15 protein-coding genes and 1 tRNA gene are annotated in these 12,584 nt (G+C 54.5%); 7 read left to right on the top strand and 9 right to left on the bottom strand.

From position 1 onward, the window contains the following. Nucleotides 1–54: 54 nt before the first annotated feature. The 4 genes from hslU to K0H80_RS01880 all read left to right on the top strand — a co-directional run bounded on the left by hslU (nt 55) and on the right by K0H80_RS01880 (nt 3,270). Nucleotides 55–1,380 (top strand): ATP-dependent protease ATPase subunit HslU, encoded by a 1,326-nt coding sequence (gene hslU, locus K0H80_RS01895; protein ID WP_011864180.1) that lies wholly within the window; start codon nt 55–57, stop codon nt 1,378–1,380. Nucleotides 1,381–1,456: 76 nt separating this feature from the next. Then, the gene (locus K0H80_RS01890; protein ID WP_220072889.1) at nt 1,457–1,852 is read left to right on the top strand and encodes a gamma-butyrobetaine hydroxylase family protein; all 396 of its coding nucleotides are present in this window, start codon (nt 1,457–1,459) and stop codon (nt 1,850–1,852) included. A gap of 21 nt (nt 1,853–1,873) precedes the next feature. Next, nucleotides 1,874–2,308: a DUF3859 domain-containing protein gene (locus K0H80_RS01885; protein ID WP_220059698.1), complete on the top strand. Its 435-nt coding sequence runs from the start codon at nt 1,874–1,876 to the stop codon at nt 2,306–2,308. A 95-nt stretch (nt 2,309–2,403) separates the two neighbouring features. After that, a complete protein-coding gene (locus K0H80_RS01880) occupies nt 2,404–3,270 on the top strand; it encodes an AraC family transcriptional regulator (RefSeq protein WP_220072888.1) in 867 nt (288 codons plus the stop codon). A 124-nt stretch (nt 3,271–3,394) separates the two neighbouring features. Here the strand turns inward: K0H80_RS01880 and cyoE are convergent, their stop codons facing one another. The 7 genes from cyoE to K0H80_RS01845 all read right to left on the bottom strand — a co-directional run bounded on the left by cyoE (nt 3,395) and on the right by K0H80_RS01845 (nt 9,419). Then, on the bottom strand, nt 3,395–4,321 hold the full coding sequence (gene cyoE, locus K0H80_RS01875; RefSeq protein ID WP_220072887.1) for a heme o synthase: 927 nt from the start codon (nt 4,319–4,321) through the stop codon (nt 3,395–3,397). A 10-nt stretch (nt 4,322–4,331) separates the two neighbouring features. Continuing rightward, on the bottom strand, nt 4,332–4,658 hold the full coding sequence (gene cyoD / locus K0H80_RS01870) for a cytochrome o ubiquinol oxidase subunit IV (protein ID WP_011864175.1): 327 nt from the start codon (nt 4,656–4,658) through the stop codon (nt 4,332–4,334). After that, nucleotides 4,655–5,281 carry a cytochrome o ubiquinol oxidase subunit III gene (cyoC, locus tag K0H80_RS01865; protein ID WP_220072886.1) on the bottom strand — a complete coding sequence of 209 codons (627 nt, stop codon included), beginning with the start codon at nt 5,279–5,281 and terminating at the stop codon, nt 4,655–4,657. Before cyoC ends, cyoD begins: the two co-directional genes overlap by 4 nt. Next, nucleotides 5,278–7,266: a cytochrome o ubiquinol oxidase subunit I gene (gene cyoB / locus K0H80_RS01860; RefSeq protein ID WP_220072885.1), complete on the bottom strand. Its 1,989-nt coding sequence runs from the start codon at nt 7,264–7,266 to the stop codon at nt 5,278–5,280. Before cyoB ends, cyoC begins: the two co-directional genes overlap by 4 nt. Continuing rightward, nucleotides 7,266–8,216, bottom strand: coding sequence for a ubiquinol oxidase subunit II (gene cyoA / locus K0H80_RS01855; protein ID WP_220072884.1), 951 nt, complete (start codon nt 8,214–8,216; stop codon nt 7,266–7,268). Before cyoA ends, cyoB begins: the two co-directional genes overlap by 1 nt. A 140-nt stretch (nt 8,217–8,356) precedes the next feature. Next, on the bottom strand, nt 8,357–8,755 hold the full coding sequence (locus tag K0H80_RS01850) for a hypothetical protein (RefSeq protein WP_041406303.1): 399 nt from the start codon (nt 8,753–8,755) through the stop codon (nt 8,357–8,359). A 573-nt stretch (nt 8,756–9,328) separates the two neighbouring features. Then, a tRNA-Ser gene (locus tag K0H80_RS01845) sits at nt 9,329–9,419 on the bottom strand. Nucleotides 9,420–9,608: 189 nt separating this feature from the next. On the opposite strand from K0H80_RS01845, the gene K0H80_RS01840 reads away from it, so the two are divergent. Then, nucleotides 9,609–10,100, top strand: coding sequence for a type IV pilin protein (locus K0H80_RS01840; protein ID WP_220072883.1), 492 nt, complete (start codon nt 9,609–9,611; stop codon nt 10,098–10,100). An 11-nt stretch (nt 10,101–10,111) separates the two neighbouring features. On the opposite strand, the gene yjjG is transcribed toward K0H80_RS01840, so the two are convergent. Further along, nucleotides 10,112–10,789, bottom strand: a complete 678-nt coding sequence (gene yjjG / locus K0H80_RS01835) for a pyrimidine 5'-nucleotidase (protein WP_011864169.1) — start codon at nt 10,787–10,789, stop codon at nt 10,112–10,114. A gap of 162 nt (nt 10,790–10,951) precedes the next feature. Here yjjG and K0H80_RS19715 point away from each other — a divergent pair, with 162 nt between their 5' ends. Beyond that, complete coding sequence (locus K0H80_RS19715; protein WP_258406157.1) at nt 10,952–11,083, top strand: hypothetical protein; 132 nt, start codon at nt 10,952–10,954, stop codon at nt 11,081–11,083. Between the two features lie 251 nt (nt 11,084–11,334). Further along, entirely contained in the window at nt 11,335–11,928 is a 594-nt protein-coding gene (gene lepB, locus K0H80_RS01825; RefSeq protein WP_258406228.1) for a signal peptidase I, read from the top strand. Nucleotides 11,929–11,956: 28 nt separating this feature from the next. Here lepB and K0H80_RS01820 read toward each other — a convergent pair whose 3' ends face one another. Continuing rightward, nucleotides 11,957–12,433, bottom strand: a complete 477-nt coding sequence (locus K0H80_RS01820) for a hypothetical protein (RefSeq protein ID WP_220072882.1) — start codon at nt 12,431–12,433, stop codon at nt 11,957–11,959. Nucleotides 12,434–12,584: the final 151 nt, after the last annotated feature.

Below are 12,584 nucleotides of genomic sequence, written 5' to 3'. Positions count from 1 at the left end.
ACTGAGCCCGCTCACTGTTACCAAACGTATGCACCCAAGCATTAAGGGATACTTATGTCTGAGATGACTCCACGCGAGATTGTTCACGAGCTGGACAGCCACATCATAGGCCAGCAAAACGCCAAGCGTTCGGTCGCTATCGCCCTGCGTAACCGCTGGCGTCGTATGCAGCTAGATGCCGCGCTGCGCCAAGAAGTCACCCCAAAAAACATTCTGATGATAGGCCCCACGGGTGTAGGTAAGACAGAGATCGCCCGCCGTCTGGCCAAGCTGGCCAAGGCGCCTTTCATCAAGGTCGAAGCCACTAAGTTTACCGAAGTCGGTTACGTGGGTAAGGAGGTCGAGCAGATCATCCGTGACCTCACCGACGCCGCCGTCAAGCTGACCCGCGAAGAGCAGATGGCCAAGTGTAAGTTCAGAGCCGAAGAAGCGGCCGAAGAGCGTATTCTCGATGCCCTACTACCTAAACCCAAGGAAGACTGGGACACTGAGAAGAAAGATGACACAGGCACCCGTCAGGTGTTCCGCAAGAAGCTACGCGAAGGCCAGCTGGACGACAAAGAGATCGAGATCGATATCGCCGCGCCTCAGGTGGGCATAGAGATCATGTCGCCACCCGGCATGGAAGAGATGACCAGCCAGCTCCAGAGCATGTTCCAAAACATGGGCCCTGGCGCCAGCAAGCGTCGCAAGATGACCATCAAGGAAGCCTATAAGCTGTTGATCGAAGAGGAAGCCGCCAAGCTGGTGAACCCTGACGATCTTAAAGAGCAGGCGATCGAACTGGTCGAGCAACACGGCATCGTCTTCCTAGATGAGATCGACAAGATCTGTAAGCGTGGCGACACCTCGGGCCCAGACGTCTCTCGCGAAGGGGTTCAGCGCGACCTGCTGCCTCTGGTGGAAGGCTGCACGGTCAACACCAAGCACGGCATGGTCAAGACAGACCATATCCTGTTTATCGCCTCGGGCGCGTTCCAGATGTCTAAACCATCGGATCTCATCCCCGAGCTGCAGGGCCGTCTGCCGATCCGCGTCGAGCTGGAAGCCCTGTCTGCCAACGACTTTAAACGCATCCTCACCGAGCCCCATGCCTCGCTCACCGAGCAGTATGTGGCATTGATGGCCACCGAAGGCGTTAAAGTAGAGTTTAGCGAGTCGGGTATCGAGCGCATCGCTCAAGCTGCCTGGCAGGTCAACGAGCGCACCGAAAATATCGGTGCCCGCCGCCTGCATACAGTGATGGAGCGCCTGATGGAAGATCTCTCCTTCGAGGCCTCGGACAAATCGGGTAGCACGACTGTGATCGATGCCGACTATGTCAACGCTCACCTGGAGAACTTGGTACAGGACGAAGATCTCAGCCGCTTCATCCTGTAAACTTAAAGGGCCCGTCAGTTCCCCTGCGGGCCCTCTTTTTTAACCAGGGATACCCTCCCACGAATAGGCGAAGCATATGACCCCCCAAAGCGATACGCCCAAGGTCACAGGGCTCAAACTCAAACGCAAGTCGCGCCAGCTGGAGATAAGTTTCGACAGCGGTCAGCAATATACCTTGAGCTGCGAACTCCTAAGGGTCTACTCCCCCTCGGCCGAGGTCCATGGTCACGGCAATCCCGTGCTGGTCACCCACAAGAAGAACGTCAATATCAAGGCCATCACCCCTGTAGGCAACTATGCGGTCAAGCTGGTGTTCGACGACGGCCACGACACAGGCCTCTACTCCTGGAAGGTGCTCTATGATCTGGCCACCAATCAGGTAGATCTGTGGGAGAACTATCTGGCCAGACTACGCGCCGCCAAGGCCAGCCGCGAGCCGCTGATCGACATGGCCGTGAAGTATCACACCTAACGCCTAAATCACGCCCCCCTTTTGTCTAAGCTCAAAGCCGATGTCACCATACTGCAAGCCGGACTCTTCAGCCGCTGGGATGAAGAGAGCCCGGATCTGCCCAAGTTTCTCAAGGCCACGGTCCATGTGCCGGCAGAGATAGACATAGAATTTGGCTTCATCGCCCGTATCCGTAAGGCAAAGAATCAAAGGCTTAGCTACTGTATCTATCATCCCCATATTCCAGACCAGCAGGGCAATGTTCGCCCGCCCTTCGAGGGTGAGCTGTTTGTCGAGTCCAACGACTGGAAGTTCTATCTGGGTGACACCATCTGGGCGCCCGAACATGACAAGGTGGGCAGGTGGCGCATGACACTATCCCTGGGTAACAAGGTGGTTGCCGAGAAGACCTTTCATGTGCATCTTAACGATGAGGAGAGTCAGGTGGCCAACTTTTGGAAACGCAGGGGCTTTTAAGCACAAATGCTCGGCCAATTGCCATTGAGCAATATGAGTCAGGCAAAGCAAGCCCTCTCGTCGCACAATGGCCGCTCACTTGAAAAGGGATGCATATGAACCGAGCAGCGCACCAGGCCTACAGTCAACGAATCCAGACGGTTTGTGACTATATCGCGAAACATCTGGACCAGCCCCTGACGCTGGAACAACTGAGCCAGAAGGCGCACTTCTCCAAGTATCATTTTCATCGCCAGTTTCAAGTGTATACCGGCATAACCTTAGGTAAATACATCAGCCTGCTCAGGCTAAAGCGGGCCTCATACCGATTGGTGTTTCATCCCGAACTCAAGATCACCGACATCGCCCTCGATGCCGGGTTTGAGAACGGCGAATCCTTCTCGCGAGCCTTTAAGCAGGTATTTGCCCAGACGCCAACCCAGTTCAGGTTAACGCCTCAATGGGAGCAATGGAGTCAACAATATGCCAAGGTGAACTATACAAGGAGAGAAACTGTGCAGATCAAACTCACGCAAAGAGACGATATCAAGGTCGCCGTGCTGGAACACCAAGGCAGCCCGGCCGCACTGAACGACTCGATTCAACAATTTATCAACTGGCGTAAGCAGAGCGGCGAATCCCCTGTGGCCAGCAGCCTGACCCTGGGCGTGCCCTTTAACGACCCTAACACGGTAGCGCCAGAGGCGTTTCGCTTCGACATCTGTGGCTCGGTAACGGCCGAGGTTAAGGCCAACGACTTTGGGGTGATCACCAAGACGATCCCCGGCGGTCGCTGCGCCGTGATCCGCCACCAGGGGCCGCATGATCAGATGGACGATAAGATCTATCAGTTCTACCGCGACTGGCTGCCCCAGAGCGGCGAGGAGCTGAGGGACTTTCCCCTCTACTTCGAGTACCACAACTTCTTCCCCGAAGTGGCGGAACATGAGCTGGTAACAGAGATCTATTTTTCACTGAAATAGCCGTCGGTGAAACAGAGCCATACAAGATGCCAGGCAATAAAAAAGGCGACCCTGATGGGTCGCCTTTTGCTTTCTTCTTAAAGCGCGACTAACGCTACAGATAGTGCAACTTCTAGCGCAACTTCTAGCCCAACATGGCCAGCAGGGGCGCCTGGCCGGCCACCTGAAAGTCCAGCGCCATGGTGAGACTTAAAATAGCTATGGTGAGTATCGAGAAACCGAACACCTGGCGCGACCAACGCAGCAGGTTCACATCACTGCGATAGCCTTTCAGCGCCATCAGTAGCCACCAGAAACTGGTCACGCAACTCACCGCCATAAAGCCCACCCCGGTATAACCCGCCAGGGGTAGCAGGGTCGATACCAGGGCGAACAGGGCAATGTAGAAGACGATATGCAGCTTGGCCTTCTCTACACCTTGGGCCACGGGCAGCACAGGTATATTAGCCGCCTCATAGTCCTTAAAGCGAAAGATGGCGATGGCATAGGAGTGCGGCATCTGCCACAGGCTGAACATGGCCAGCAGGATCAACGCAGCGCCATCTATCCTGCCGGTCACGGCGCAGTAACCCACCACGGGCGGCACGGCGCCCGAGAGGCTACCGACCAGGGTGCCATAGACGGAGTTACGCTTCATGTAGAGGCTGTAGAGCCCCACGTAAACCAGGTAGCCGAAGGCGGCAAACAGCAAGGCCGCCAGGTTGGTAAACCAGGCCAGCAGGCCAAAGCCGAGTACGCCCAGGGCTATGCCTAAGCCAAGTACCTGCTTTAGTGGGATAGCGCCGGTCACCGTCGCCCTAAGGCAGGTGCGCTGCATCTTGGCGTCGATATCCCGGTCGATATAGTTGTTGATGGCGCAGCCTGAGGCCACCACCAGAGAGAGCCCCACCAGCGTCGCCAGCATCAAGACGGCATCGACCTCCCCCCTGGCGGCCAGGAGAAACCCGCCCACCACGGCGATTAGGTTTCCCATGATAATCCCGGGTTTGGTCACCTGAAGATAAGCCCCCAAGGGCGCGGCCACCTGAGTTGAGGTCGAATGCCTGATCATGCAGCCTCTCCTACATCATGAGGTCGTTGGCGGCGTAGATGATCCACACCGACAGGCCAACCACCATGACAATCACCAGGGCGGTAAACATAAACGACAGGGTATTCACCTTACCTTCCTTGGAAAAATCCAGGTGCAAGAAATACTTAAGATGCACCAGGATCTGCACCACGGCCAACACCAGCACTATGGCCAGGGTGGTCGAGGTCTCCAGACTGTGAGTCATCACCGCCCAGAAGGGAATGCCGGTCAACACCACAGAGAGCAGGAAGCCGGTAAGGTAGGACTTGATGCTGGCGGCCAGATCGTCCTGACCATGGGTAGTGGCTTGGCTCATAATAAGACCCCCATCAAATAAACCACGGTGAACACGCAGATCCAGACGATGTCCAGGAAATGCCAAAACAGGCTGAGGCAGTTCAGGCGAGTCAGGGTGCGTCCGCCCGTGCCGCGCTTAACCACCTCAAGCATCATGATCGCCATCCACACCAGGCCAGCACTCACGTGCAGACCATGCATGCCCACCAGGGCGAAGAAGGCGGAGAGGAAGGCACTACGCTGCGGGCCATTGCCCTCGAGGATCAGGTGATGAAACTCGTTCACCTCCATGCCGATGAACACACAGCCTAAAGCGAAGGTCACCGCCAACCAGGCCAGGGTCGCCCCCTTGTGATGACGCTTGGCAAAGATCAACGCCAGACCATAGGTGATACTACTGAGCAGCAGCGCCGCGGTTTCAATCAGGACAAAGTCCAACTCGAAGATATCCTTGCCCGACACGCCGCCGTCTGTGTTCATGTAGAGCACAGCATAGGTGGCGAAAACCGAGGCAAACAGGATGCAGTCGGTCATCAGGTAGATCCAGAAGCCCAGCAAGGTGTTCTCGCCGGTATCATGGTGCTCCTCATGTAGGGTCTCGATCTGGGTAACACTCAGGTCAGCTGGGATAGCAATACTCATATCTGCCCCTTAGATAAGTTGTTCAGGTGCGCGGTTTCGATACGCTTAACCTCATCGCCCTGCACGTAGTAGTCGGTGTCTGTGTCGTAGGCACGCATCAGGAAGACGATGAAGGCGCCCAGGAAACCTGCGATGGCTAGCCAGAGGATGTGCCAGATAGCGGCAAAGCCGGCGGCGGTGATCCCAAGGGCCATCCAGACCCCATGGCCGGTATTTTTCGGCATGTGGATCGGCTGGTAGCTCTCCTGCATCTGATAGGCCTGGCCCTGCTCCTTGGCATGGGTGAAGGCGTCGATATCGACGACCTGAGGCAGACGGGCAAAGTTATAGAACTGAGGTGGCGAAGCAGTCGACCACTCCAGGGTGTGACCATTCCATGGGTCGCCGGTGGTGTCACGGTTCTGCTCACGATCGCGGATGCTCACGTACAGCTGAACGAACTGCAGCACTATGCCGACGAAGATGATGCAGGCACCGACCGCCGCCAGATAGATCCAGAAGTTCCAGTCCGGGTTATCAGTCTGATTGAGACGACGTGTCATGCCGAGGAAGCCCAGCACATACAGCGGCATGAAGGCGACATAGAAGCCCACCTGCCAGCACCAGAATGCCGCCTTACCCAGACGTTCGTTGAGGTGGAAACCGGTCGCCTTAGGGAACCAGAAGGCAAAACCTGCCAGGTAGCCAAACACGGCGCCGCCTATGATGGTGTTATGGAAATGCGCAATCAAAAACAGGCTGTTGTGTAGCACATAGTCGGCGCCGGGCACCGCCAGTAACACGCCTGTCATGCCGCCTATGGTAAAGGTCACCATGAAGCCCAGGGTCCAGAGCACGGGCACCGTCAGCTTCAGGCGTCCACGGTAAATGGTAAACAGCCAGTTAAACAGCTTCACCCCGGTCGGCACGGCAATCACCATGGTCATCACCCCGAAGAAGGCGTTGACGTTGGCACTCGAGCCCATGGTAAAGAAGTGATGCAGCCAGACGATGAAGCCCAGAATCGAGATGGCGCCGCTGGCCCAAACCATTGACTTGTAACCAAACAGACGCTTGGCGGTAAAGGTTGAGATCACCTCGGAGAAGATACCGAAGGCCGGCAGGATCAGGATATACACCTCTGGGTGTCCCCAGGCCCAGAACAGGTTGATATACATCATGGCATTACCACCGCCTTCGTTGGTGAAGAAGTGGAAATCCATGTATCTGTCCAGGGTCAGCATGGCCAGCACGGCCGTCAGAATCGGGAATGAGGCGACGATCAGTATGTTGGCCCAGGTACAGGTCCAGGTGAAGATCGGCATCTGCATCAACTTCATGCCCGGCGCGCGCATCTTAAGCACAGTCACCAGGAAGTTGACCCCAGTCAGGGTCGTCCCTATGCCGGAGATCTGCAGCGCCCAGATATAGTAATCGACCCCAACTCCGGGACTATAGGCTAGCTCAGACAGCGGCGGATAGGCTACCCAACCTGTTTTGGCAAACTCACCCACCCCCAGAGAGATGTTGATCAGCACGGCGCCGGAGGCGGTCAACCAGAAGCTGAGGTTATTCAGAAACGGAAAGGCAACGTCGCGCGCGCCTATCTGCAGCGGTAACACCAGGTTCATCAGGCCAATCATAAAGGGCATCGCCATGAAGATGATCATGATGACGCCATGGGCGGTGAAGATCTGGTCATAGTGCTCGGGCGGCAGGTAGCCGGCGGCGCCATTGGTGGCCATGGCCTGTTGAGTACGCATCATGATGGCATCGGAGAAGCCACGGATCAGCATGACGAAGGCCAGCAGGATATACATGATCCCCAGGCGTTTATGGTCGACTGAGGTCAGCCAGTCACGACACAGAGGGCCCCATTTCTTATGCTTGGTGATCAGGGCCGCGATAACAAGGCCTATCACGGCGACCGCAGCCAGGGTCACCATGATGATGGGTTCGTGGAAGGGAACCGCATCCAGTGTTAATTTTCCAAGAAAAGACGACATTAGTGTTCGCCTCCCGTCGTGTTAGATGACTCAGATGCATGCACCTGCTCATGTGACTGCCCGTGTAAAGTGGCGGCCGGCATCGCCATGCCCTCATGGGCTGGCATCTGGTGGTGATGCATGTACTGCATAACGATCTGCTCAAACAGGCCGTCACTGACCGAGGCGTAGTAGCTCACGGGATTATTGCTGCTCTCTTTCGCCAGCTCGCGATAACTCTCTGGGCCGAGCGCCGCACCTTCGCGCTTCACCTTGGCAACCCAGGCGTTAAAATCGCCGCGGGTTGGTGTGGCGATGGCATTAAACTTCATGCCGGTAAAGCCCGCACCACTGTAGTTGGCCGAGATCCCCTTGTAGGTACCAGGCTCGTTGGCGATCAGATGCAGCTTAGTGGTCATGCCCGCCATGGAGTAGATCTGGCTACCCAGCTGGGGAATGAAGAAGGAGTTCATGGCCGTGTCGGAACTTATCTTAAAGTTCACCGGCACATTGGCAGGAAACGCCAGCTCGTTGACCGAGGCGATGCCCTGCTCAGGATAGATAAACAACCACTTCCAGTTGAGTGACACCACCTCGACGGTGATCGGCTCGGCCTCATGCTCCAGCGGTTGATAAGGGTCCAGCTTATGAGTCGAATGCCAGGTGATCACACCCAGAATGCCGACAATGACGATAGGCACGCACCAGACCACCAATTCGATCGTCTTAGAGTGCGCCCACTTAGGTGCATAGATTTCATGATCGCGACCGTCGCGATACTTCCAGGCGAAGTACAAGGTCATGACGATCACAGGAATCACCACGATCAACATCAACAAGGTGGCAATCACGATCAACTGCTTCTCATCGATCCCCACCTGTCCCTTTGGATCGAGTACGCCACCTTCACAGCCTGCCAACATCAGCGCCGCCATGGCACAACTTGCTTTGGCAAAGTTTCGAATTAACACAAGGAATATTCCTCTAACCCTAGTTTATGAGATTGCCAAATGGGCTTGGCAAGGGTATCCGGGCCAGCAAGGGGCAAGCATAGAGCGCAAAATAGGGCTCAAGCTGCGAAAATTAAGCGGCTAAGGATACTTAAAGTATTTTATAAACAGAGTGTTAGGCTTGGAGGGGCGCGACAGCCGTGAGCGTCATGTTCGACGCTCTTAAGATCGCATGTCAGCAGTGGGTAGCCTGGCCCTTGGGAAGCCAGGAGGCAAAACAGCTGATAAGCGATGAAACAGAGACAGAGATACGGATAGATGAATAGCGGGCTGATGAACACAGGCCCCATCATGGAGAGATCGAAGGACTCCCAAAGCAGCCAGTCTGACAACAGCTGCATCAGCTCACGGCTATCTAAATAGCTGGAGATCACCACCGAGAGGCAATAGCAGAGCAACAGCAGGCTTAACAGATAGGCCAACTGTTTCTGATGACTAATTGCCAGCCGGGCGAGGTCACGCTGTGCGTCGGCCAGAAAATGACTAGGAGTAGGTTTCAATAGATCAGTCCAAAATTGGAATGCGATCGACAGCAATTGAAAAAATGCGAATCATTTACACTGTATTTTTATGCTGCGGGAGCATAGCAAAAAGCGCTCGGTAAAAGAAAGCGGGGATCCAGCCTGATGTTTAAAATTTATTCAAATTAGCGATAAAAACGCCACATTTAACAATTTTCAAACCTTAAAAACACCAAAACTGATCACAAAAGCCGGCAATTTTGTGAGTCGTAAGCCTATTAGCGCCTACTTATCTACTCGCAAACTCCCAGTAAAACCGGCCCCCTCTTCCCCGATTAACGACCACTTGCCTATTCACATTGGCGAATAATTATGCATGGTATTTGCAACTGAGGTTGGGTTAGACGGAATTAAAGCAAGGAAAGGAGAACTAGGGTTAACCCCTAGGCACAGATGCCGATGGGCTAGCAAAATGGAATAGATAGGAATCCAGACCTAAATATTAAGAACCCTGGGTTCAAAGTGCTTATGTTTGCTTAGTCGCTTAGGTAGAACTTAGCTAGGGTTAGAACGAAAAAAGGCTTCCATTTCTGGAAGCCTTTTTTCTTAATGTGGCGGAGAGATAGGGATTTGAACCCTAGACGGGCTATAAACCCGTGCCGGTTTTCAAGACCGGTGCATTCGACCACTCTGCCATCTCTCCGAACGCCGAGAATAGTAAGGAAATGGACTTTAAATGTAAAGCCTAAATTTCACTAACTGAGCAACAAATAATCCATTAAGGCATTTTTCGATGACAAATGCGTTAAAAACAACCTTTTCGGACCTATTTTAGGGATCAAATGCCTGCTCAGGGTGTAGTATAGGCACAAAGCCAACCCCAGGTAGCAAGATGAAACGTAACGGATTTACCCTGATTGAACTTGTCATCACTGTCATCATACTCGGCATTCTGGCCACCATTGCCTTGCCACGTTTCATCAATATCCAGTCCGATGCCCGCATCGCCGCCCTACAGGGACTCAAGAGCGAGATGAGCGGCACCCTGCCCCTGGTGTTTACCAAGGCGAGTCTGGAAAACCTGCAGACACAGGCCAGTACAAACATAAGCCTCAACGGCGATCAGGTAGAGCTCGCCTATGGCTACCCGGCCGCCGACTCAGCCCACGCTTGGGATCTCTTGCTCGAGGCCAGCTTTGCCGATGCTGTGTTCAACGCCGACGACCCGGCCGACTGGTACTTTCACAATAACAAGGCCGAGCCCTTTATCCGCTTCATGCACCCGAGCAAGAAGTCCAGTAGCCAGAACTGCTACCTCAAATACACACAGGCCCTGAGTACTACCCAGGGCCCAAGTTTCGAGATTGTGGATTCGGGCTGCTAACCCTATTGGCATTAGCCCTTGAGCAGCAGGTGTTGCAGCTCGGTGAGTGATGCCACCTGATAGTGGGGCGTGATCCCCTCGGGGACTGGCTGACTGGCGCGGTTGAGCCAACAGGTATCGAAGCCGGCGTTAAGCCCGCCTTGAATATCCGAATGGGGATTATCTCCCACCATCAACACATGCTCTCTGGGCGGATGCGCCATCTGCGACAGGGCGTGTTCGAAGATCGCCACGTCGGGTTTAGCGACCCCCACCTCTTCTGAGATCACCACGGGTGAGAAGGCATGCAGCAAGCCGGTACGCTCCAGACGCACCGTCTGCAGGTCGGTAAAGCCATTGGTGATGATCCCCATCTTCACCTTGCCATAGAGGGCATCCACCAGCTCGGCGGCGCCAGGCAGCAGGGTGCAGATGTCGGCCATGGCCGTGAGAAACGCCGAATTAAGGTGCTCGGCGGTCACAGAAAGCTTCTCGGCCCAACGCTCAAAACGGGTCACCTGCAGGTGACGGGCGCTGATCTTGCCGTCTTGATAATCCACCCACAATGGCAGATTAACCGTTTGATACTCTTCGAAATCGGCTAGGGTGAAATCCACACCGAAGCGCGAAAACATCAACTGTAATCCTTTAAAGGCGTCGAAATGAAACAGGGTTTCATCGGCGTCAAATAATATCCACTGGTACTTCATTCTCTCTCCATGGGTATGGCCTTAGGACAACAGGCAGCACTATATCAATGCCGAGCTCGGCAGAGCAAAAATATTTGCTTACGCTTCTGGGATAACACAGCAGGAACCACTTGGTCGATGCGGCGTCTGATGCTAAGACACTTTACTTTCCAAGGAGTTGGTATGCTAAAAAAAGTGATGCGACAAGTGAAACACCACCGCCAGTTCATTCTGTTTATCGGCCTGATGCGAGGGCCTGTTGATCTTTCAGGTTTAATTTTTGTTCAATCTCACCGCGTTATGCTCAAGGCGTAAGCAATGAAGCATAGTTATACTATGGCAATTGCGAACAACACTGAGCAGGGCGCGTTGAGATGAACCCTTTGGGCAGCGCTTGCAGGCCATTTCTACGGCGTTGTCGCCAGTTTGTGTAGAATAACTACACGGTACAGGCTCCGCCTTGTATCAACAACCTGCAAACTGCTGCAAAAACAAACAGGAAAGGTCAACAGGCCCTAATATTTCGTAGCGCGGTGGCCGACTGGAACCATGTGCCCAGCGGCTCCATGCTGCCCACCATAGTGCAGGGCGACCGCATACTGGTGAACAAGATGGCCTACGATCTGCGCCTGCCCTTCACCCATGTCAGCCTGATGAAGCTGGCCGACCCGGAGCGTGGCGACATCATTACCTTCGACTCGGCCAAGGCCGACAAGAAGCTGGTCAAACGCATCATAGGCCTGCCCGGCGACACTCTGGCGATGCGCAACAACCGCCTCTATCTCAACGGCGTGGCCCTCAACTATCGCGCCGAGCCACTGGCACTTACAGAGAATACCGAAAAAGCCTTTAGCCAAGGGAAAGATGCCCTTAGCGATGGACAAACAGCCTTTAGCGTTTGGCAAGAAGCCCTGCCTGGCAAATCCCACGCCATCAGGCTGAATGACCAACCCTCGAGACTGGCCAATTTTGGCCCGGTAACTGTCCCCGAGGGGCACTACCTGGCGCTTGGGGATAATCGCGACGCCAGCGCCGACTCACGTGTTATCGGCTTCGTTCCGCGCGAAGAGATCACCGGCAAGGCCTACAGGGTTGCCTTCTCCAACGATCCCGAGCGCTACTATTGGTTTAGAAGCGAGCGCTGGCTGCTACCCATCTAATCGCTAAAGAGAAGCAACAGAATGACAGCTACTTAAGCTTGATGTAGCTGTCGCTATTCCAGTCGTAGATATACTCCACCCCTTGCCATTCATATACAGTTCTGCCCTCTTTCACCCTCACCCTGGCGTTTGCGGGTAGGCTCTTAATGGCATCGCTCTGGGTGAAACTTGTGGTGACTTGCTGGGGTGGGGCGAGCGGTTTCGGCTTGCGGTATTTGCGCGGCTGGTAACGGTAGGGGTAACGCCAGCCATCACGCCAATAGTCATAGCTGCCATGGCGCCAGTAGGGAAAACCTGTGCCTATGCCGATACGCCAGCGCCAGGGATCATAGAAGTCCCTGTCCCAGTCGGGGCGATATTCCCAATCTGGATCCACGCCAAAATCAGGATCCACCTCGAACTCATCGTCTATCTTGAGCGCCCAGGCGTCATTCACTATGGGCGGCAAGGCCCCGAGCCAAAGCACGCCCGCCAGGAGCAATAAAGGTTTCAAATCGGGCTTCATCTTGTCACCTCACTCTCAAGGGGTTTACCGCATCTTACCCTTAATTATACCCCCTGAAAATCTTGCCATGCCGGGCTCGCAAAGCCGACGCAAGCTATTTGGGAATAGCGCCCATAAATGGTATAGTGCGCGCCATATCACATTTTTCTCA

Source organism: Shewanella aegiceratis, assembly GCF_019457495.1.
In the GTDB taxonomy this organism is placed as follows: Bacteria; Pseudomonadota; Gammaproteobacteria; order Enterobacterales; family Shewanellaceae; genus Shewanella; species Shewanella loihica.
The sequence above is the reverse complement of the archived record's forward strand: the minus strand, read 5'-3'. Positions and strand labels throughout refer to the sequence as shown.